Raw genomic sequence first — 23,515 nt, 5'->3', positions numbered from 1 at the left:
AATGTTTTATTCCCTATTTTGGAGAAGATCGAATAAAATAACACCTATCAGCCAAACTTGAAAAAAGTAGCCTATTTTTTTAGGAAAAAGAAAAGGTACAATTGAGCATCCATTAACCCTAAAACTTAGAAAAGCTCCGTTCCAGTATCATGACGAAAAAAAGACTCGATCAAATAGATTGTTTTTGAACTATACAATTATAAAAAAAAGGAAACCATTAATTAAAGGTTTCCTTTTTTAAGTCGGGACGAGTGGATTCGAACCACCGCTCTCGCGCCCCCCAGACGCGCACTTTAACCGGACTAAGCTACGTCCCGAGAAGCGGACAAATTTAAATAGCATAAATGTAAAATTCTAACAAATTCGATATTATTTAAATTGATAAATTTGGACTCTTTTAAATTTCAAATTATACAATAGCAATAGAAATGTCAGATACAAATTCAAATAACGGAACAGAGCACGTAACATGTTTAATAATAGGTTCAGGACCTGCGGGATATACAGCAGCTATATATGCAGCTCGTGCAGATATGAAACCAGTGATGTATCAAGGGTTACAACCAGGAGGTCAATTAACAATTACAACAGAAGTTGAGAATTTTCCAGGATATCCTGATGGTGCAAACGGTCCAGAGATGATGATCGATTTCGAAAAGCAAGCAAAAAGATTCGGTACAGACGTTCGATTTGGTATGGCAACTGAAGTTGATTTTACTGGCCCAATTCACAAAGTTACTATTGATGGTAACAAAACAATCACTGCAGATTCTGTTATTATATCAACAGGAGCTTCTGCAAAATGGTTAGGTTTAGAATCAGAGCAGCGTTTAAATGGCTTTGGTGTTAGCGCTTGTGCTGTTTGTGATGGATTCTTCTACAAAGGTCAAGAAGTGGCCATAGTTGGTGGTGGAGATACTGCTGCAGAAGAAGCTTCCTACTTAGCGAAACTTTGTTCAAAGGTTACTATGTTGGTAAGAAAAGATGAGTTAAAAGCCTCGAAAGCAATGCAACATCGGGTTTTAAACACCCCAAACATTGAAGTATTATTCAACCATGAAACCAAAGAAATATTGGGTGACAATGGAGTTGACGGTGTAAGAGTTTATGACAATATAAAAGGAGAAGAAAAGACTATTCCAGTTACAGGTTTCTTTGTGGCCATCGGTCATAAACCAAACACAGATATTTTCAAAGGTTGGTTAGATATGGACAATGTGGGTTACCTAAAAGTAACACCTGGTACTTCTAAAACCAATATTGAAGGAGTTTTTGCTTCAGGTGATGCGGCGGACAAAATTTACAGACAAGCAGTAACAGCAGCAGGAACAGGCTGTATGGCTGCACTTGATGCAGAAAGATATTTAGCTGAAAAAGGAATTCATTAAATCCATACAACCATTTTGATATTAAAAACGTCTAAAGTGAGGAATCGTAGTTATGATTCCTTATTTTTTTAATATTTTTATGGCCTTAAGAAATCACATATCTAGATTTACTATGAAAAAATTACTATCTATTATTGCTTTAGTATTCGGAATTTCAACTGTTTCGACTGCACAAGTTCCAGACTTAACCGTTTCTGAACTTATTTCTCCTTCAGATGGTTGCGCTCTATTAATTAATGAGCAAGTTACAATCAAGGTTCGAAATGTTGGTGCAGCAAATGTTACTGGAAACATTACTTTTGGATACTCAGTAGATGGGGGAACTCCTGTTACTGAATTTATCCCTGGGGCAAGTATATTAGCAGGAGCCTCACTAAATTATACCTTTACTGCTACAGTTGATTTATCTACTGTTAAAAGTTATACGTTTAAGCTATGGGCTAAAGTTGCTGGAGATGTTGCTGTAAATAATGATACTCTTAAAAATCAAACCGTAACAAATCTTGTTTTACCTTTTCCATATCTACAAGATTTTAGCTCTAGTGCGGTGAACCAAAACACAAATGCGGGTCCTGGGTTTTCGATTACTCCAAATGGAAACAACATATACAGCTGGTATTTTAAGTCTAACTCTTTTTCAACTACATCAGGTCCAAGTGCAGACCATTCGCCAACAACAGACAATAAATTTCTTCAAATAAATGGCCCTCAGGGCAATGTAAACAATTTTGCAGATTATGAAACTCCATGTGTTAACTTATTAAGTAACCAAACTCCTGTACTAAGCTTTTGGTATCACATGTATGGCTCACATATGGGTAAACTTTATATCTACGCAAAGAGTACTCAATTTCCTAATTATGTCCTGATTGACTCTATTATTGGTCAACAACAAACCGGAAGAACCCAGCCTTGGAGAAGAAAAGTAATTGGTTTAACACAATTTGCTGGCCAATATGCAAATATCAGATTCAGAGCATTCAAGACTTCTGCAGGAGCTAATGACAATATGGCCATTGATGATTTTGAGATATTAGACGCATTTCCAGGCCAAGGAGCATTAACAAAAATCGTATCTCCAACACCTGGAAATTGCAACTATACTAGCTGTGATCAAGTACGATTTAGTTTTAAGAATGTAGGTAAAGATACCCTTTACTCAGTGGTGGCAGAATACAAAGTAGATGCTAACCCAGCTGTTCAACAAACATTCCCTTTAACACTAGCTCCTTTTAAGTCAACTATTCTAACATTCTCTCAGTGTGCTGACCTATCAACTACTGGAGTATATTCAATCAATGGTAAGGTGATTTTATCTACCGACATTGATACAACTGATAATATCTCAAATCTTTCAATAAATCACCTTGTTCCAATCACCATTCCTTATGTAGAAACATTTGAGACTTTTAATGCTGGGAACAACTCTTCAGGAAATCATATTAAAGGTTGGAAAGCATCTACAGGAAATAATTCATTTAGCTGGACAATAAAAAATGGAACATCGGGTACAGGTGCTGCTACAGGAGCGACAGGTCCAAGATTTGATCATACTTTAGGAAATAATTCTGGTAAATATTTTCATACTGATGGAAGCAAAGGTTTTCAGGGTGAAGAAGCCATATTAGAGTCTACTTGTATTGATTTTACAAATATAGTAGCACCAAGACTTAAGTACTGGTACCACCGATTTGGATTTGATATGGGAGATTTATTCATTTATGCATCTACAGATGGTCCTTGGGAAGCAGTAGATAGTATTAAAGGAGAGACTCAGTCAAGTATCAATGATGTTTGGAAAGTTAGAACAGTTAATCTTGACATACTAAAAGGGAAGCAGGCTCGAATTCGATTTGTTGGTAGGAAAGGTGCCGGATTTGCTACTAATATGGCGATTGATGATTTATTCCTTTATGACCTAACAGATATTGATGTAGGCCCAATTAGAATGTCTAAGCCTGACACCAATAGATATACTTGCTACAACAACGACCAACCCATTGAAGTAACCATTCAGAATTATGGATCACAACCATTGGATTTTACGATAGATTCATTAGAGTTAAAAGTTTTCGTTACAAAAAATGGTACGCCATGGGATACTGCTAAATATGTTTTAAAAACAAACACCTTTAATGCAGGTGGAACACCATTATTAACTGATAATAGCTCCACTATCTCATTTACTGGATTTAAAATGGCTGAAATTGGAGCTGATTATGGTTTTGTGGTTGTAACTGATATGTTATCCAATAGAGATACTGTGCCAGGCACAGATACTTTAAGACCATCAAATATAATTACTCGAAGAAAAGCAGGAGTAGCGTTCGCAAGTTCATTAACGATTTGTCAAGGAACTGGAGTCGCATTGTCTGACACTTCTTTCTTTGGTGCAATTAAATGGCAAAGATTGAATGGTTCAACTTGGAGCAACGAGTTTGGTTTATCCAGTTCAACGCCTGTTCATGTCGTTTTTCCAAATCAGCCAGTCAATCAATATCGTGCGAAAATCTGTGATTCTACCTATTCAAATGTATTAACTGTAAATGTGACACAGGTTCCTTTGCCAACTGCTAACAATGATACGCTATGTGGCCCTGGTAGTGTCCAACTAACGGCATCTGCACCTGCAGGAGTCACACGAGTATTCTGGTATAACGACCCAACTACAACAGGTGTATTGACTTTTGGAAATAGCTATACACGTTCACTAACAAAAACTGACACGTTCTACATCGCATCTCAGAAAGACAGTTGTTTCTCAGCGCGTGTCCCAATTATTGGTGTAATTGCGGCGTTCCCTGAGCCAGGATATGAAAGATTAGATACTGTTATTTGTTCTGATACCACCTACTATATAAACGGTGGAGCAAATGTCGGCCTGAATGCCACTTACAAATGGTCAAGTAATGATCCAAATGCTGATGGAAAAGTGATTCAAACGGTGGGAGTAGATCCTAAAAAATTGGCTTTATATACCAAGTACTTCTATACTGTTGAATTGAATTCAACAGCAAATTGTAAAACAGTTGCAGATACAGTGTGGGTGACTATTACTGACTCCTGCAAAGTGGGATTAAAAGAGAATAGCAGTATCGGTAGCTTATCGGTATTCCCGAATCCTACAAATGGAAATATTACACTGCAAATAGAAACTGACCAAGCAAATCAAGCGAGTTTACAAATTATCTCTATGAGAGGTGAATTGATATTCGAAGAGCCTTCATTTAATACATTGGGCTACAACAAATCGTTTGACTTGAGTGGATATGCTAAAGGAATTTATTACATGAAAGTGATTTCAGACAAAGGAAGTATTGTGAAGAAGGTCGTCCTTCAATAACAATAGAACAAAAAAAGAAAAGGTCCAATTCGAAACTTCGAATTGGACCTTTTCTTTTTAATATACTTTCCTCGTTACTTATTTACCTTTATATCTTTCAAAATTAACTGTAGGCTCTTCTTGCCTCTCCATTCATTTTCATCGATCACATAAGTGACACTAAAAGTATTTTCCAAAATTGATTCTGCAAAATGAGCCATTTTGAATCCAATAGCATCAATTTTAGTAGTTCCACCTTTTGTTCTCAATGTTAATTTCAAATGATTCTCTCCCACCACTCGATATGGCGCTGCCAATTCTATATTATCCGATTGAAATACAGGACGCATATTCATTGGTCCAAATGGAGCAAACTGTTTTAATATACTATAGAACTTATCGTCTATCTGATCTAGATCCAAGCTTGCATCAATATCAATTACAGGAGTTAATTGATCTTCTGTAATGGTTGAGCTTACATACTTTTCGAAGGCATTTATAAAGTCGTCTAACTTGTTCAACTTCATAGTTAATCCTGCCGCATACATATGCCCACCAAATTGCTCCAGATGTTCACTACATGCATCAATGGCATTATACACATCAAAACCCACCACTGAACGAGCTGACCCCGTAGCCTTCCCATTTGACTCAGTCAAAACAATCGTTGGTTTATAATATGATTCAATTACTCTTGAGGCCACAATGCCTATTACTCCTTTGTGCCAACTCGGATTGAATAAAACAGTGCTCTTTCTTTTAAGCATTTCAGGGTCTGAACTAATGTATTCTAGTGCTTCCTCTGTAATCCCTTTATCCAATTCTTTTCGCTCTGTATTGTTATTATTAATTCCTGTACAACATTGTTCGGCTTCTTCTTCTGAAGTAGTAATTAATAATTCCACTGCTCTTAATCCAGATTCAATTCTTCCTGCAGCATTAATTCTTGGAGCAATTGTAAAAACGACATCAGTTATGGTCAATTCATTCTTTCGCAATTGTGCAGATTTGATCATGGCGGAAATACCGGGACGAGGATGAGCATTGATCCATTTCAATCCATAGTAGGCCAAAATTCGATTCTCTCCTGTCATGTGAACAATATCAGCAGCAATACTCACTGCTAACAAATCCAATAACGGATGCAATTCCTTGAAATCGATTCCACGATTAATGGCAAATGCTTGCATCAATTTAAAACCTACTCCACACCCGCTTAACTCTTTATACGGATACTTACAATCTACCCGTTTTGGATCTAAAACTGCTATAGCTTTTGGAAGATTATCTCCAGGCCGGTGATGATCACAGATAATAAAATCCACTCCTTTCTTTGTAGCATAATCTACTTTATCGATTGCCTTTATTCCACAATCCAATGCGATTATTAATGAAAAGTCATTGTCTGAAGCGTAATCTATTCCTTGAAAAGAGACCCCATACCCTTCTTTATAACGATCAGGGATGTAATAGGAAATATTCGAATAGTATTTCGATAAGAAAGAGTAAACCAAGGAAACTGCTGTAGTTCCATCTACATCGTAATCGCCATAAACCAATATATTCTGCTCTTTTAAAATGGCCGATTCAATTCGTTCAACAGCCTTATCCATGTCCTTCATTAAAAAAGGGTCATGAATATCGTCTAAAGATGGTCTGAAAAAATGTTTGGCCGCATCAAAAGAATCTACTCCTCTCTGTATTAAAACTTCAGTCAGTGTTTTATCTAAATTATTCAGTTGATGGCTCAGAGCATTTACCTGCTCCTTATCAACTGCTTCATGTAAGTTCCATCTCATCTCATTCATACCTCAAAAATAAGGAACTATAAAGAATATCTATCGACTATTCAGCAATCGAATCTGGTAAGATTTCTAGTTCAGATTCATTTGGTGGAGTAAAAATACATTCGATCAAAACATTCCCTATGCCTTGACGAACGATATCAATCTCCTTCGCAGCTGCTTTAGACAAGTCAATCATTCTGTGTTTCGAATAAGGTCCTCGGTCGTTAATTCGCACGATAACTGATTTATAATTGGATAAATTAGTCACTTTAACCAATGTTCCAAATTCAAAGGAACGATGGGCAGCTGTGAGCAACTCATTACTAAAAACTTCACCATTAGCAGTCTTCTTCCCTTCAAAACTTTTGGCATAAAACGAAGCCTTTCCTTTCGCTGAACACGCATCATTTGAAACTTGAGCAAATCCAGTTCTGAAAACTAAAAAAATCATAAATACTAATAAAATCCTATTCACCATCATAATCAAAGGAATCGTTATGTCTAATTTAGCACCATTATGAAGTTAGACATAACTGCAATTAAAAACAAGGTGTCCTTATATATGGAAGATGGTAAGAAAATGTTTTTGACGTCTTCTTTCCAAACACACAGTATTCCATTATTGCATATCATTAGCCAGATTGATAATAGTATCCCCATTTATTATTTAAATACGGGGTTTCTATTTCCTGAAACAATCTCATTCAAAGATGAATTGCAAGAATTATTAGATATGCCAATGATTGGATTGGTTTCTGGAGTTACAAAAATCAATCAGATGGATTCCGAAGGAAAATTGCTTTATTCTTCTGATCCAGATTATTGTTGTTTTTTAAATAAAACTAAACCCATGGAGCCTATTTTAGCAAGTCATGACATTTGGATCAATGGAATACGAGCCGATCAAAGTGCTGTTCGGAAAAACATGAAAGAAGAGCAACCTTCTAAATTTGGCTGCACACGATATCATCCCATGTTGAATTGGAGTGCCAAAATGATTCATACGTATCGCAAAGAATACAACCTCCCTGCTCATCCACTTGAAAAAGATGGTTATTTAAGTATTGGATGTGCCCCTTGCACCAGAAAATATATAGATGCAGCCAACGAAAGAAATGGTCGTTGGTATGGACTCAATAAAACAGAATGTGGATTACACACTGATTTAGCAACAAAATGAGAGCATTAATTACAGGAGGAGCAGGATATATTGGAACAGAGCTGACATATGCTCTGAATCAGAACCCATCAGTGACAGAGATTGTAATATATGACAATCTATCACGACCGAATCGAAATCTATTTATTGGATTTCAACCACTTTCAGGAAAAGTAAAATTTATCCATGGAGATTTATTGGATTCAAGAAGGCTCAAAAAAGCATTGATAGATATTGATATCGTTTTTCATTTAGCTGCAAAAGTAAGCACTCCTTTCTCCGACCAACGTTCGCATGAATTTGAACAAGTAAATAATTGGGGAACAGCTGAATTGGTTTATGCCTTAGAAGAAAGCTCAGTTAAGAAACTGATTTACTTGAGCAGTGTTTCCGTCTATGGATCTTCGGAAGAAATGGTCACTAATGATACCGCCCCTAATCCACAGACATTTTATGGCATCACTAAGCTAAGAGGAGAAGCGCATGTCAAACGATTGTCAAATATAATAGAAACTAAAATTTTGAGATGTGGCAATGTTTATGGCTATAGCAAAAGCATGCGTTTTGATGCGGTAATCAATAAGTTTATGTTTGATGCCAACTTTAGTACAAAAATCTCTATTCATGGTGATGGAATGCAATACCGTTCATTCATTCACATCGATAAGGTCATTGAAGTTTTGTCTAGCTTAATTCAAAAATCTAGCATACAAGGAAATAACAACCTAACCGAACACAATTTAAGTGTCGTAGAAATCGTAGATGTATTAAAAGAACTCTACCCTGAACTAGAGATGGTATTTGTAAATCAACATTTAAAATTAAAAGAAATAAGGGTAACCCCTGATGAACAAATCAATCAGCTGATTACCCTTAATAAATCATTTAAAGAAGAATTGATCGACTTCAGATCTTGCTTTACTTTTTAGAGGTATAGGCTCTAACAAAATCCGCCAATTGTCTTACATTTTCTTCTGGTGTTCCAGGCAAAATACCATGACCCAAGTTAAAAATATGACCATTTCTTCCGCTAATGCTATCCAATATTGCTTTTGTTCTTTGCTCAATCAATGACCATTCGCCAAACAAAAGTGTAGGATCAAGATTTCCTTGTACTGCAACACTGTGGTCTAAATCTGCCCAAGCAGCATTGATGTCCGTTTTCCAATCAATGCCAATCACATCTGGACCAGTTTTTCTGAAATCTTGCAATAAATGAGACGTATTGGTTCCAAATAAAATTAATGGAACATTGGTTTTAGATTTTAACGTCTGCATCATTTTTTCCATGTGTGGAAATACAAACTCCCTGTAATCCTGAACAGATAAAATCCCTACCCAACTGTCAAAAATTTGCAAAGCCGCAGCACCACTTTCTTGTTGATACAATAGATAATCTGTCATTGCAACAGTTAATTTATCCATTAATAAATGCCACGTAGCTGTTTGGTTATACATGAAAGCTTTCAACTTTGCATAACTTTTAGAAGGACCACCTTCAATCATGTAACTAGCCAATGTAAATGGTGCACCTACAAATCCCAAACATGGAATATTTAATCCCTTCTTCAAAATACCCAACGCATCACCAGTATACTTCAAATCAGTACCTGGATCAATCGTTTTTAATCGTTCTACATCTGCTTTAGAAGCAATCGGATTGTGGATAATAGGACCTACACCAGGTTTATATTCGAAACTAATTCCCATTGGCTCCAAAGGAATCATAATATCAGAGAAGACAATTGCTGCATCCAATGCGAACTGGTTCACAGGAGAGAAAGTCACTTCTGCACAAACCTCAGGAATTTTACAGATGTCTATTATGCTGTATTTCTTTTTTATCTCGCGGTATTCTGCTTGATATCTTCCCGCTTGACGCATAAACCAAACCGGAGTATGACTTACTTCTTCTTTCCTACAAGCTCTTAAAAATGTATCGTTAAATGTTGTCATTTATGTTTTATATTGATTGAATAGAGATTCTAAGTGCCTCCTTAATTTTTCTTAAATCTTCCTCGCTTAATGTGCCCGGTAAAAACCAAGCCTCAAACTGTGATGGTGGAATATACATTCCATTCTCTGCCATTGCCCAAAAGAATTTAGCAAACTTTTTAGTGTCTGAAGTCTGAGCGGTCTTAAAATCAATCACTTTTTCTTTGGTAAAAAAGGGATTAATCATCGCACCAAATCGGTTGACTTGAACGTCTACTCCAAATTCTTTTCCTGCATCTAAAATACATTCCTCTATTTCTGCAGCTTCTTTCTCGAATTTCTCATAAGGATTTAACTTCTTCAATTCTTTTAAAGTTGCAATTCCGCATGCCATAGCTATTGGACTTCCAGACAATGTTCCCGCTTGATAAACTGGCCCCAATGGCGCCACCATGTTCATAATTTCGTTTCTTGCTCCGTATGCTCCTACTGGCATACCACCACCAATTACTTTACCCAAGCAAGTAATGTCGGCAACAATATTAAAGTGGTCTTGTGCTCCACCAAATTTCTTTCTAAATCCAGTCATTACCTCATCAATGACCAATAGAATCCCATTCGCTTTAGTCAACTCACGTAATTCTGTCATGAATTTCTGTTCAGGTACAATTACTCCCATATTTCCAGCCACTGGCTCAATAAATATAGCGGCAATCTCATTCGGAAACTGATGAATCAATTGCTTCACGCTATCGATATCGTTATACAAAGCGACTAACGTATCCTTCACTGCAGCTTCAGGCACACCTTGACTTCCAGGCAATCCCAATGTCACTAAACCAGAACCTGCTGCTACCAACAATGAATCTGAATGACCATGATAGCATCCGGCAAACTTTACAATCTTATTTCTACCTGTAAATGCTCGTGCTAATCTGATCGCACTAAAAACAGCTTCTGTTCCTGAATTTACAAACCGAACTTTATCTATTGATGGAAAAATTTCGGCCACCATTTCAGACAATATAATTTCATCTTCAGTGGTTGCACCAAAGGTAAACCCTCTGTCTACTGCAGCTTTCACTGCATTTTTTACTTCAACATTCCCATGACCTAAAATCATTGGTCCATAAGAACCTACTAAATCTATGTATTCGTTTCCGTCTACATCATAGATCTTGGTCCCTTTTGCATTTTTTATAAATAATGGATTCCCTCCAACTGAGTTAAATGCTCTTACTGGGCTATTTACTGCTCCAACTAAATGCTTTTGTCCTCTTTCGAAAAGTTGTTTGGATTTATCTAATTGCATAATTCTATTTCTTTAAAGGTGGCAAATTTATTCAATTCACCACGAATTAACCTCTATTTAATACTCTTGCTGCCTCCTTTGCATGATAAGTAATGATGATATCAGCTCCTGCTCGTTTTATCGAGATCAACTTTTCCATCATTACACGCTCTTCATCAATCCAGCCATTTTTGCCGGCTGCTTTCACCATGGCGTATTCTCCACTTACATTATAAGCAGCGATAGGCACATCAAAATTATTCTTCAAATCCCTGATGATATCCAAATAAGATAAAGCTGGTTTCACCATTATAATGTCCGCACCTTCTTCAATGTCAATTGCCGCTTCTCGTATTGCTTCACTTCTATTTGCAGGATCCATCTGATACGTTCTTCTATCGCCAAATGATGGTGCAGAATCAGCTGCATCTCTGAACGGACCATAAAAAGCAGATGCATACTTTACGGAATATCCCATGATAGGGATTTGTGTGTAGCCATTTTCATCCAATTCTTTTCTCAATGAAGCCACAGTTCCATCCATCATTCCTGATGGCGCCACCATATCCACTCCTGCTTTGGCATGCGCAATTACTTGCTTGTTCAAATTCAATAATGTTGGATCATTGTCTACATCATTGTTATGAATAATTCCACAATGGCCATGATCCGTATATTCACAAAAACATATGTCTGAAATTACATACAGTTGCGGATAGTTCTTTTTTATGAATCGAATAGCTTGAGGAATGATGCCATTTTCATTCATGGCTTCAGAACCTATTTCATCTTTCTCCAATGGAATGGCAAACAAAACAACCGATTGAATTCCTAATTCTACTACCTCGTCTAACTCTTCTGAAATTCGATCTAGTGAGTATCGATAAATACCAGGCATCGACTTGATTTCATTCTTAAGTCCAGGCTTTTCCTCAATAAATAAAGGATAGATAAAATCGTTTACTGAAAGTGTCGTTTCTCTAACTAGATTCCTAATCGCAGGATTATTGCGCAATCTTCTTGTTCTAAACATAACTTATATCTTTTTTAATGCTGCTATTAGTCCATCCTCAGTATAAGGATTTGCCATAATTGTCGCACTAGTTTTATATTTCTCCAAAACTTCATTGGTCGATGGTCCAATGACAGCCAATTTTTCATCACCCAATTCAAGCTCATATCGCTCTAAATGTTCATAGAAATTGGTTACGGCCGATCCACTAAAAAAAGTAATCCAATCTAATCGTTCTTTCAATACGGTTTCAATTTCTCCTTTTGAATAAATTGGAGAATAATTCTCGTAAATCGGTAAAGTAATCACTTCTTGACACTGATCTTTAAGCAATTCCACATACTCATTATTGGCTTTTGAAGACTGAGGAATTAAAATTCGCTCGTCACCAAAAGTGGGCAACTGCTTGGCTAGCATCTTCGCAGTGTATTCTATCGGAACAAAATTACTTCTATATCCAATTTTTTCTAGGGCGGCTTTAGTGGTTTCTCCCACTGTTGCGATTCTTAAATCAGTTAGAAAGTGAACTTTGATGTTGTATTTTTCAATGGCTTCAAAAAAATAATTGACCGTATTCACACTTGTGAAAACAATCCAATTGATATTTTCTAACTCCTTTAGTTGTTGTTCTATTCTACTTTGATCTTCGATTGCACGAATGGCAATCATAGGTAACAATATACTCTCAGCACCTAAAGATTCGATTTGCTTACAAAAGGACTTGGTCTGATGGCTTGCTCTAGTTACGAGTATTTTATTATTTTGAAGATGACTCATTGATTGCCACTTTAGTTTTCTCTTCCAGTTCAGCTTTCAATCGAACTGCTAAGTCACGAGCAATCTGGATGTAATTGGCTGCAGCGCCTTTTTCTTCCCCTAAAACAACAAGGCTACCGTCATCTGTTGCAAACATTCCTTCAATGGAAATTTCATCTCCATTTACTTGGGCATAAGCAGCGATAGGATAATTACATCCACCACCCAATGCAATTAAAAACTCACGTTCAGCAAATGTGGCCATTTGAGTCGGTGCATGATTAAACTTCTTAATCAAATCCATAACGAAACCACTTTCGTCACGTACTTCAATAGCCAAAGCTCCTTGAGCCACTGCTGGCAATACGTCTGCTGCACTAAATATATCATCTGCTTTATCAATCATTCCCAAACGATTGATTCCGGCGTAAGCTAAAATAATGGCGTCATAATCACCCTCCATCATTTTTTTAATCCTTGTATCTAAGTTTCCTTGAATAAATTTAGTCTCAATATCCGGACGCAATTTCTTCAATTGAATTTGTCTTCTTAAACTTCCAGTTCCAATGATTGCTCCTTCTTTTAGATCTTCGAACTTTTCTCCATTCTTGGAAATAAGGATGTCTCGAACATCTGCTCGATCTGAAATCGCAGCTAATTTAAGTCCACTTACATGTTCTATCGGTAAATCTTTGAAGCTATGAACTGCCACATCTACTGTTCCGGCCACCAAAGCCCGTTGTATAGCAGTGGTAAAAGCACCCATTACTTCTATATCTCCATCATCACCATTGGTTCGTATCACTTTAGTAACGAACTCATAGTCTGGCTGAAATTTCTTTAACTGCTCAATTACTTGATGCGTTTGAGTCAATGCCAATTTACTACCTCTAGTACCAACGATTACTCGTCTTTTAGGAACAGTCAATTCTACATCCTCTAATCCAAAAACTCGTTTTACAGTATTTATTGGATTATCCAATTCGTGCATATTGTGAGACAACTCATGAATCACTTCCATTGGCTTTTTAGAGATTTTACGCACCATACGGTGAGAAAACTTCTCCAATATCTCTATTTGAGCAGGAGTTAAATCACCCATCTTAGGCAACAACCAGCTCAACTCTTCTTCTTTTACTTCCTGTAATTGATGCCAATAAGCTTCCAAAACAGGCGATGCCTTTCTATTGTAGTACCAGCTGGTAAATTTCTGAACTTCTTCTTCTACAATCTCTGTTGCTTTTGGAATCTCATCATGACGCTTCAATAAACTTTCGAAGGTCATTTTCTTAATATCATCCAAATCGTATAAGGTAACTCCATCAATCGCTTTTAAGCCAGAATTAAAGTTACGTGGCAATCCAAAATCGATCAATAATTTAGGCTCACTAGCTTTAAATGCAAATTGAGATCGGGTACACTTACTATCTGTTAGCGCTGCCTCGCTCAGCAAATTCACTTCGCCTTGGGTTCCACCAATGATAATATCAACCTGACCAACATATCGGTGCAAATATTTGATATCAATAGCTTCACCATTCCATTCTTTAGCCATTTCAGTTGCTCGCTCAAGGTTGTGGCTCGCAATAAATAGCTTCTTTATTTTCGTACGATCCAAAATAGTCGCCACTAAATTGGCCATATTCCCAGTTCCTACTACTAATAGAGAACTGTCTTCTAACTTATATCCGTGGTGCTCTATCAATTCAAAACCTACAGTGGCTAATGAAGCTGAATGACGACCTATATTTGTTTCTAAACGTGTTCTTTTCCCGGTGTGCACTGCATGACGAATCATCTCGTCCAACATTGGACCGATGGTTTTCATCTTTCGTGCTAATGCTAAAGCCGATCTAATTTGACCAACAATTTGATGTTCTCCGATTGCTTGAGACTCTAATCCTGCAGCAGTAGAAAATAAATTTTTAATGGCTATTTCGGTATCTGGCAATACAGATAGGTATTGAGAAAAGTTTCCGAATCGCTTCAAGTAATTTTCTAATCCATAATAATTATCTCCGAAAGCGTACAAGGAAAGGCGGTTGCAGGTAGCGATGATGAATACTTCAGAATAAATTTGTCGTAAATCTTCCAGCACTTGCATGATTTGTTCATCATTCAATGCCATTTGCTCCCTAACTTCAATAGGTGCAAATCGGTGACTTAACTCTACTCCGACAATTTTATCCATCTGCAATTAACCTCTAAAATAGTGGGTGCAAATTTAGCCATAAGTTAACAGATATAAAAAGGAATAGTAAAAATAGAATGAATCTAAATTTTGAAAACTTTTTCCCCAGTTTCAGGTTTAATTTTTCAGTATCAAAAGCATTGGATTTTTTACTAATTGTTGATAAAAAAAGAGGTCAAATTGCTGAACATTTAGAACCGCAAGAGTCCAATATAAAAAGTCGAATGTTAATAAAAGAAAACCGACTTGCAACTTTTGAGCGATATGACTTACTAAATTGCAATAGAAAATTTTGTAACCCGCCAGAAGTTACTCAAACATAAATAACTCATTCAATATGAAAGAAATTGCCAAAAAAGAAGCAGTAGGCTTCGACTCTACAACAGCCATGAACAACCCAGAAAACAATACTAAAATGCAGACCTATTCTTATGAAGAAGCGGTAGCCGGAGCCATCGAATATTTCAAGAATGATGAGCTAGCAGCAAATGTTTGGGTGAATAAATATGCATTGAAAGATTCAGCTGGAAATATCTATGAATCTTCTCCAGATCATATGCACCGAAGACTAGCAAGTGAGATTGCTCGAGTGGAGTCAAAATATAGCAATTCTTATACTTTTGATGATATCTATGCTGTATTAAAAGACTTTAAATACATCGTACCACAAGGTGGCCCAATGACTGGAATTGGAAACAATCACCAAATTGCATCATTATCGAACTGTTTTGTTATTGGCAACAAAGGAGTAGCAGATTCTTATGGTGGAGTAATGAAAATTGATGAGGAACAAGTACAATTAATGAAACGTCGTGGTGGTGTGGGTCACGATCTTTCTCACATCCGTCCTAAAGGAAGTCCTGTTATGAACAGCGCACTAACTTCTACTGGGATTGTTCCTTTTATGGAACGTTATTCTAATTCTACTAGAGAAGTTGCTCAAGATGGCAGAAGAGGTGCGTTGATGCTTTCAGTTTCTGTGAAACACCCAGATGCAGAAGGTTTTATTGATGCAAAAATGGATGGAACTAAAGTAACTGGAGCGAATGTTTCAGTGAAAATTGATGATGAATTCATGAAAGCCGTTAAAGGCAATACTTCATACGAACAACAATATCCTATTGACTCAAAAAACCCAGTATTTAAAAAAGATACTGATGCTAAAAAATTATGGGATAAAATCATTCACAACGCATGGAAATCTGCTGAGCCAGGTATTTTATTCTGGGATACAGTAATCAACGAATCTATTCCTGACTGTTATGCAGACTTAGGTTTCAAAACTGTTTCAACTAACCCTTGTGGTGAAATTCCATTGTGTCCATACGATAGCTGTCGTTTGTTAGCGATTAACTTATACAGCTACGTTCAAAATCCATTCACTGCTGAAGCTAAATTTGATATGCCTTTGTTTAAAAAGCATACTGAAATGGCGCAACGCATCATGGATGATATCGTAGACTTAGAAATTGAAAAAATCGACGCCATCATCAAGAAAATTGAAGATGATCCGGAAACAATAGAAGTAAAAAATACGGAATTGAATCTTTGGAGAAAGATCAAACAAAAGTGTATCGAAGGAAGAAGAACTGGTGTTGGTATCACTGCAGAAGGTGATATGCTAGCTGCTTTGAACATGAGATATGGTACTGACGAAGCATTAAACTTCTCTGTGAAAGTTCACAAAAACTTGGCGCTTTCTGCTTACCGTTCTTCAGTAGATATGGCAAAAGATAGAGGTGCTTTCCCTATTTACGATTCTATTCGTGAAGAAAAAAACCCAATGATCAATCGTTTGAAAGATGCAGATCCTGCATTGTATGCTGACATGGTAAAATACGGACGTAGAAACGTTGCTTTGTTGACGATTGCTCCAACAGGAACGACTTCTATCATGACACAAACGACTTCAGGTATTGAGCCAGTATTTATGGTTTCTTATAAAAGAAGAAAGAAAGTAAATCCAAATGATAAAAACAGCAGAGTTGACTTTGTAGACGAAGTAGGCGACGCATGGGAAGAGTACAATGTATTCCACCACAATTTCAAAACTTGGTTGGAAATTAATGGTTACGACTTGGCAGAAGTAGCTGTAATGTCTCAAGAAGAATTGAATCCGATTATCGAAAAAAGCCCTTACTACAAAGCAACTGCTAACGATGTAGACTGGGTAAATAAAGTAAAAATGCAAGGCGCTATCCAAAAATGGGTAGATCACTCGATTAGTGTAACTGTAAATGTTCCTAATGATTGTAACGAAGACATGGTAAGTAAGATTTACTTAACAGGATGGGAAAGTGGTTGTAAAGGAATTACTGTTTACAGAGACGGATCAAGAAGTGGAGTATTAATTTCTAATGACGATAATAAAAAAGAAGACGAAGCCATTTCTTTTACTGAAACACAAGCGCCAAAACGTCCAAAATCATTGGAAGCTGAAATCGTTAAATTCAACAACAACGCTGAGAAGTGGATTGCGATTGTTGGATTGTACGAAGGTCGTCCTTATGAAATTTTTACAGGACGTGCAGAAGATTCATTCTCTATACTTTCTCAGGTAGAAAAAGGATGGGTTATCAGAAACAGAACTGAAGATGGTAGAGCTAGATATGACTTCCAATACGAGGACAAAGATGGCTACAAGACAACTATCGAAGGTTTATCAAGAACGTTCAATCAAGAATACTGGAACTATGCGAAATTAATTTCTGGCGTATTGCGTCACGGAATGCCAATCGCATTTGTAGTAGACATGGTGTCTAACCTGCACTTGAGCGAAGAAAACTTGAATACTTGGAAAAATGGTGTGGTAAGAGCACTTAAAAAATATGTTGCCGATGGCACTAAGGTATCTGGTCAGACTTGTCCTGGCTGTAACGAGGAAGAAGGTCTTGTTTTTAAGGAAGGCTGTATTACTTGTGAAAGCTGTGGATACAGTAAATGCGGATAATTTTTTTCTATTGTACCGGTTGACTGCTAAATGTGTATTCATTTATTAGATTGATCGGTATTACCCAATCTCACTTTTAAAGGTGAATTGGTATTACTACTTTTTAAGGAGCCTTCCCGATCGACTACTCGGGGAGGCTTTTTTTTGGGAGATGCCTTCTAGAATAGTATTCACTAAAAAAATAACCTCAGCTATTTCACAGTTTTAGGATTAGCATACAATTCTCTATAAAGTTCAGTGTATGCTGTATCTTTTTCCCAAATTCTAAAATTCAATAAATATGCACCTGTATCTTTTGCATAAAAAGTTTTGTAATATTTCCTTTTCACTTCAGTTACGACATCAAAAGTACTATCATCGAGTGTAAACCAACCATTATTCAAAAAACCTACTTTCTCAATATCATCTAAATTTCCAAGCACTTCAAATTCGACCCTAAACTCTTCTCCCTGAATCACCGTATCTTTTTCGGGCTTAAAGTTTACTTTTCTATAAAAATCAATTAACACACTATCTTTAGAATAGCTTTTATAATAAACAGTTGTATCATTGCGGCTAGTTGCTTTCATTTTAAGTGACCCATTGTCGTAATAAAAAATCGCCTCTCCATTTTTTAAATCCATATAGTATTCTACAATTGATATAACGTTGCCATTTTTTGTATAATGTGTACAAACTCCATTCATTAAATTTCCTTTAAAACTAGCAATAGCTTCTATATTCCCACTTGGGAAATAACTTTTTCCTATTCCTTCAGCTTTCCCATTTACAAAGTAAAACTCCGATTTAATTGTTCCATCTTGATAATATTCGAGAGATTCTCCATCTTTCAGACCATCTTCATTCAGATAATACTCTTGTTTTAATTCTCCAGTTGGGTAAAACTCCTTTTCACTAAATTGGCAAGCAACTAATGTTAGCAATACGATGTAAATTATCTTTTTCATTTTATTTGACTTAATTCTTTCTCATTCGAAGGGAGCTTGTAACACTACGGTAATTCGAAAGCTAATTTAGATAACTTTCTAAACAAAACAATCTGCATCTGACTCGCAACACATCCTAGAAATAGTTCAAAATGTCACCCCTACGGGGCTTGCTTCTATATCTATTGATATATTTTCTATTAAAATTTCACTCCTACGGAGCTAAAGAGCTCAAACCAAATTTCAATCCAACAGGGCGGCGCATCATTAGCATTGATATAAGTGGCCCTGTAGGGGACAAATCTTAGTAAAAACATTGTATCGATCTGATTATAGCCCCATCGGGGTGACATTTTAAAACAACAAGCGATTTTCTATTTCCACAGACTAATTCTATTCTCTTTCCATTTTCCCAAAAAGTTTAATCATCTTTGTGGTATGCGATTTTTAAAATTCTCTTTCGGACTCATTTTAATTGCCAGCTTGGGCTTAAGCGGTTGCAAAAGCACCAATGGATTGCACAAACGCATGAAAAACAAATCCAAGAAAAAATGCGATTGCCCAGGTTGGACGCTAGAAAAGCCAGTCCACAATTTCTGGGTTTAGTCTACACATCCTCCACCTGCAAGTCATCTAGTTTTTGCAAATACGTCACTTCTACGGTAACGTAACCAAACTCTTCTACCGTTTTTCCTTCTATCAAATAACAGCCTTTTCCTCTAAATGGGTAACGAGCTGCCACTGGTGGAAAATGAACCGTATCTATCCAATCGCCATTGGCATCAACGAAAGTTCCAAACTGCATCGTTTTCCGGCTCGACGTCCGTGTATTTTTTATGGTGACCAAATAACCCACCATACGTACTTTCTTTCCAACGATACCATTCAACTGATTCACGAAAGTCAGCCCATCCGGCATCTTCTTCACCAATTCAAAAGGAGAGCACAATGGAAATCCTAAAATTAATCGCTGATCGAGAACTTCTAACAACGGATTTTGATCCAATCTCGGTAATTGAAATTCCTTTACAGTGGGTCCAAACAAATCCCGTTTTGGTTGAGACTTTTTAGCCGTTCCCAATAACTGATGAACTTCCCACAATAATGCTTGTCGTGTTTTGCCAGAAAAACGAAACGCACCAATCCGAATCAAAATGCGCAACTGCTCCACCGAAATACTCAAGCGAGTAACGAAATCTTTTAAATCGAGGTAATCTCCATTTTCATTTCGTTCACTCACCATTCGATTGGCTACTCGCTCTTCAAAATCCGTCATGTGAATGAATCCCATGTAAATGTCTTTCTCTTTATGCAGCGTAGTCAAATAATCACTTTGATTGACACATGGACCATGAATAATCGCTCCTTGTCGGCGAGCTTCCTGAAAATAAGCTTCTCGCGAATAAAATCCACCGAAATTATTGATTACTCCTACAATAAACTCATGTGGAAAATACGCCTTCAAATACAAACTCTGGTAACTCTCCACCGCATAAGACGCCGAATGTCCTTTAGAAAAAGCATAACCAGCGAAACTTTCTATCTGTAACCACACCTCATTAATGGTAGTTGATGGATATCCTTTGGTGGCACAATTGGTATAAAACTGATCTTTTACTTTTTGAAACTCTTCTCGTGAACGAAACTTTCCAGACATTCCTCGTCGAAGCATATCGGCTTCTCCTAGTGTTAACCCAGCAAATTGATGCGCTACTTTTATCACATCTTCTTGATATACCATTACGCCAAAGGTTTCTTTCATCAACTCTTCCAAAATAGGATGCGTCGGTTTTTCCCGCGGCATATTATTGAATCGCAGAATGTATTCCCGCATCATCCCCGACTTCGCTACTCCAGGCCGAATGATAGAACTCGCCGCGACCAACCCCAAATAATGATCGACTCTCAACTTTCGGAGCAACATCCGCATGGCAGGCGACTCCACATAAAAGCAGCCCATCGTTTGCCCTTCTCTCAAAAGCGCCTTTACTTTTTCATCTTCTTTAAAACGCTTCACATCATGAATGTCCAACGCAATTCCATGTCGCTGTTCCACCATTTCTGCAGCATCTCGAATGTGTCCAAGCCCACGCTGACTCAGTACATCGAATTTGTACAAACCTGCATCTTCAGCCTCCAACATAGAGTAATGCGTAATCGGAAAACCTTTGGGCGGCAATGAAGTCGCTGAAAAATAATGAATCGGTCGTTCTGCAATTAAGATTCCTCCTGCATGCACACTTAAATGAGATGGAAATCCATGCAAGTAGGCCGCATAGCGATAAATGAGCCGCTGAATATCGTCTAACTTTGTAGAAGTTGACGGTTCTTCTGCAAAACGATCTATCTCATTCTTAGGCAGCCCAAACACTTTCCCCAATTCTCGAATAACTGCTCGTTGCTGAAAAGTAGAATAGGTCGCTACCAACGCCGTGTGCTCCAATCCATATTTATCAAACAAATATCGCGTCACATCATTTCTATCTTTCCACGAAAAATCAATGTCAAAGTCAGGTGGATTTTCTCGGAAAGGATTAATGAATCGTTCGAAATACAAATCCAATTCAATGGGATCCACATCGGTAATCAATAAACAATACGCCACAATACTATTTGCTCCACTCCCACGCCCAACATAGAAATAACCTTTTTCTCGAGCATAACGAAGCATGTCCCAATTGATCAAAAAATAAGTCGCAAAACGCTGCTCTTGAATTACCTTTAACTCCTTTTCTACTCTTTCAAACACTATAGCAGAAGGAGTTGGATAACGCAACTTCAAATTGTCATAGCACAGCTTTCGGAGCAGCGCCACATCTTCGTCTGCCGAGTTTCCAAACAGTTGCTTATTTTCATGAATGGTATTGCTCTTATTTGTTCCTTTATAATTGAAATGAATACTACAGCTATCTAATACCTTTTGGGTATTCTCAATAATTTTTGGAAATCCATCGAATGTTTTAATTAAGTCCTCTTTTGATAGAAAAATTTGCTCCAAACTTCCTTCTTCAGATTTCGGCAATTGACTCAACAACTTATTATTATCAATGGCTCTCAATAATCGATGCGTATTAAAATCGCGCTTATTCTGAAACGTCGCTGTTTGCAGAATCACCATCTTATCCTGTCGATTTTTCCACTTGGAAAAAGGTAAACGGGTTAACTCAGACACTTTTACTCCAATCCATTCATGATCTGCCAATTCCCAATCGTAGTCTGCAACAGCAAATGGGTAAATAATCATCACGTCCTTCATTTCTGGAGCTCGACAACTAAATGCTTTTTGCAAATGAAGGTGCTGACTCAGGAATCGATTCAATGTTAAGAAGCCTTCATTGTTCTGTGCTAATCCCACAAACTGTTGTCCTACTCCATTTCTAAAATCAATTCCTACACTGGGTTTTAGTCCAGCTTTATTTGCCAATCGAACCACATCCAAACAGGCAGAAGTATTGTTAATATCCGTTATCACCACTTGTTGATAACCCAAAACAGCAGAAAGCTCCACTAATTGTTTAGGCGCAAGCGTACCGTATTTGAAACTGAAATAAGTGTGGTTGTTTAGAAGCATTCTCTACCCTTTAAAACTTGGTACATCATACTGCTTTATTCCCAGCGCCACGGCCCGAGTCAGCGAACCGTCTCCAAAACGTTTTTTCATCCGATCAATGGCTTGATACAGATTAATCTGCTCCGATGTGTCTGAAAATAAATTAATCTGATACCCTCCATTTACTAAATGACTAAAGCGCACTCCAACCAGCCGAAGCAACACTCGTCGTTGATACAATTTCAAAAACAACTCCTTTACTATTGCAATCAACTCATCGTCATTAGCGGTATAAGGAATGGCCTTTTGTGTGGTTTGTGTATCAAAATCGGAATAGCGCACCTTTACAGTTACGCAAGCAGTCAACTTTTCCTTGGTTCGTAATTTGTAGGCTAATTTTTCTGTCATGGCGATGAGTGTGCTGTTCAGCAACGCCATATCCGTTGTATCAGTTGTGAATGTTCGTTCAGCAGAAATTGATTTTTTCTCCGAATAAGGAATCACCGGAGAGTGGTCAATCCCCTGAGCTTTCATCCATATAGAATGACCACTTTTTCCCAATACATTTTCCAATAACTCCACCGGCATTTGCTGTAAAGTGAGTACTCGTTCCACGCCCATATTTCTCAATAAATGATATGTTTTAGCGCCTACTTGAGGGATTTTATTCACCGTAAGTGGCGATAGAAAACCTTTTTCAGTTCCCCTAAAAACTTGTAGCTGTCCGTTCGGTTTGGATTCATTAGTAGCCACTTTGGAAACCGTCTTATTGATGGAAAAACCAAAGGAAATCGGCAATCCAGTTTCTCGAATAATTCGCTGTCGCAATTCTGTGGCCAATTGATAAGCTCCAAAAAATCGATCCATTCCAGTGAGGTCCACATAAAACTCATCAATGGATGACTTTTCATACATCGGAACCGCTTCTGCCACAACCTCTGTCACCATTTTAGAATAATAACTGTACCGCTCTGAATCCCCTCCCAATATAATAGCGTGAGGACACAGCCGCCTCGCCATTTTCATCGGCATGGCCGAATGAATTCCATATTTTCGGGCCTCATAACTACATGAAGCCACTACCCCTCTATTTCCACTTCCGCCAATTAACAATGGTTTCCCCTTGAGTTCGGAATTTTGCAACACCTCCACCGATACAAAAAAGGAATCCAAATCTAGGTGCACAATATTTCGATCTACTTCTCTTGCGTGCATTTTTATTTGTTGATTTAATTATTTTTACTATTT

The 23,515-nt window shown here is 37.3% G+C and carries 15 protein-coding genes and 1 tRNA gene; 5 read left to right on the top strand and 11 right to left on the bottom strand.

The window, feature by feature from the left end; all coding sequences use genetic code 11:
- Nucleotides 1-242: 242 nt before the first annotated feature.
- Nucleotides 243-317 (bottom strand) — tRNA-Pro (locus tag ACTB0X_RS02165).
- A gap of 111 nt (nt 318-428) precedes the next feature.
- Here ACTB0X_RS02165 and trxB point away from each other — a divergent pair.
- On the top strand, nt 429-1,388 hold the full coding sequence (trxB, locus tag ACTB0X_RS02160) for a thioredoxin-disulfide reductase (RefSeq protein WP_463023337.1): 960 nt from the start codon (nt 429-431) through the stop codon (nt 1,386-1,388).
- 112 nt (nt 1,389-1,500) lie between these two features.
- Nucleotides 1,501-4,731 carry a T9SS type A sorting domain-containing protein gene (locus tag ACTB0X_RS02155; RefSeq protein ID WP_463023336.1) on the top strand — a complete coding sequence of 1,077 codons (3,231 nt, stop codon included), beginning with the start codon at nt 1,501-1,503 and terminating at the stop codon, nt 4,729-4,731.
- 74 nt (nt 4,732-4,805) lie between these two features.
- Here ACTB0X_RS02155 and recJ read toward each other — a convergent pair whose 3' ends face one another.
- Together recJ and ACTB0X_RS02145 are read right to left on the bottom strand one after the other, a co-directional pair.
- Nucleotides 4,806-6,518, bottom strand: coding sequence for a single-stranded-DNA-specific exonuclease RecJ (recJ, locus tag ACTB0X_RS02150; RefSeq protein WP_463023335.1), 1,713 nt, complete (start codon nt 6,516-6,518; stop codon nt 4,806-4,808).
- 37 nt (nt 6,519-6,555) lie between these two features.
- A complete protein-coding gene (locus ACTB0X_RS02145) occupies nt 6,556-6,948 on the bottom strand; it encodes a septal ring lytic transglycosylase RlpA family protein (RefSeq protein ID WP_463023334.1) in 393 nt (130 codons plus the stop codon).
- 66 nt (nt 6,949-7,014) lie between these two features.
- On the opposite strand from ACTB0X_RS02145, the gene ACTB0X_RS02140 reads away from it, so the two are divergent.
- Entirely contained in the window at nt 7,015-7,677 is a 663-nt protein-coding gene (locus ACTB0X_RS02140) for a phosphoadenylyl-sulfate reductase (RefSeq protein WP_463023333.1), read from the top strand.
- On the top strand, nt 7,674-8,585 hold the full coding sequence (locus tag ACTB0X_RS02135; RefSeq protein ID WP_463023332.1) for an NAD-dependent epimerase/dehydratase family protein: 912 nt from the start codon (nt 7,674-7,676) through the stop codon (nt 8,583-8,585). The genes ACTB0X_RS02140 and ACTB0X_RS02135 overlap by 4 nt, the downstream gene beginning before the upstream one ends.
- On the opposite strand, the gene hemE is transcribed toward ACTB0X_RS02135, so the two are convergent.
- From hemE to hemC, 5 genes are read right to left on the bottom strand one after another with little or no spacing between them, the layout of a single operon-like run.
- Nucleotides 8,575-9,612, bottom strand: a complete 1,038-nt coding sequence (hemE, locus tag ACTB0X_RS02130; RefSeq protein ID WP_463023331.1) for a uroporphyrinogen decarboxylase — start codon at nt 9,610-9,612, stop codon at nt 8,575-8,577. The genes ACTB0X_RS02135 and hemE overlap by 11 nt on opposite strands.
- A gap of 7 nt (nt 9,613-9,619) precedes the next feature.
- Nucleotides 9,620-10,903, bottom strand: coding sequence for a glutamate-1-semialdehyde 2,1-aminomutase (hemL, locus tag ACTB0X_RS02125; protein WP_463023330.1), 1,284 nt, complete (start codon nt 10,901-10,903; stop codon nt 9,620-9,622).
- Between the two features lie 46 nt (nt 10,904-10,949).
- A complete protein-coding gene (gene hemB, locus ACTB0X_RS02120) occupies nt 10,950-11,915 on the bottom strand; it encodes a porphobilinogen synthase (RefSeq protein WP_463023329.1) in 966 nt (321 codons plus the stop codon).
- Nucleotides 11,916-11,918: 3 nt separating this feature from the next.
- Nucleotides 11,919-12,671, bottom strand: a complete 753-nt coding sequence (locus ACTB0X_RS02115) for a uroporphyrinogen-III synthase (protein WP_463023328.1) — start codon at nt 12,669-12,671, stop codon at nt 11,919-11,921.
- Nucleotides 12,652-14,841 carry a hydroxymethylbilane synthase gene (gene hemC / locus ACTB0X_RS02110; RefSeq protein ID WP_463023327.1) on the bottom strand — a complete coding sequence of 730 codons (2,190 nt, stop codon included), beginning with the start codon at nt 14,839-14,841 and terminating at the stop codon, nt 12,652-12,654. The genes ACTB0X_RS02115 and hemC overlap by 20 nt, the downstream gene beginning before the upstream one ends.
- A 388-nt stretch (nt 14,842-15,229) precedes the next feature.
- Between hemC and ACTB0X_RS02105 the strand changes: the two genes are divergently transcribed.
- Nucleotides 15,230-17,791, top strand: coding sequence for an adenosylcobalamin-dependent ribonucleoside-diphosphate reductase (locus tag ACTB0X_RS02105; RefSeq protein ID WP_463023437.1), 2,562 nt, complete (start codon nt 15,230-15,232; stop codon nt 17,789-17,791).
- A gap of 191 nt (nt 17,792-17,982) precedes the next feature.
- Here ACTB0X_RS02105 and ACTB0X_RS02100 read toward each other — a convergent pair whose 3' ends face one another.
- The 3 genes from ACTB0X_RS02100 to dinB form a co-directional block, all read right to left on the bottom strand.
- Nucleotides 17,983-18,738 (bottom strand): toxin-antitoxin system YwqK family antitoxin, encoded by a 756-nt coding sequence (locus tag ACTB0X_RS02100; protein ID WP_463023326.1) that lies wholly within the window; start codon nt 18,736-18,738, stop codon nt 17,983-17,985.
- 586 nt (nt 18,739-19,324) lie between these two features.
- Entirely contained in the window at nt 19,325-22,288 is a 2,964-nt protein-coding gene (locus ACTB0X_RS02095; protein ID WP_463023325.1) for a DNA polymerase III subunit alpha, read from the bottom strand.
- A gap of 3 nt (nt 22,289-22,291) precedes the next feature.
- Nucleotides 22,292-23,482: a DNA polymerase IV gene (gene dinB / locus ACTB0X_RS02090; protein ID WP_463023324.1), complete on the bottom strand. Its 1,191-nt coding sequence runs from the start codon at nt 23,480-23,482 to the stop codon at nt 22,292-22,294.
- Between the last annotated feature and the right edge of the window lie 33 nt (nt 23,483-23,515).

The organism is Acidiluteibacter sp. (assembly GCF_055129545.1).
This window is presented reverse-complemented; position numbering and strand designations above follow the sequence as displayed.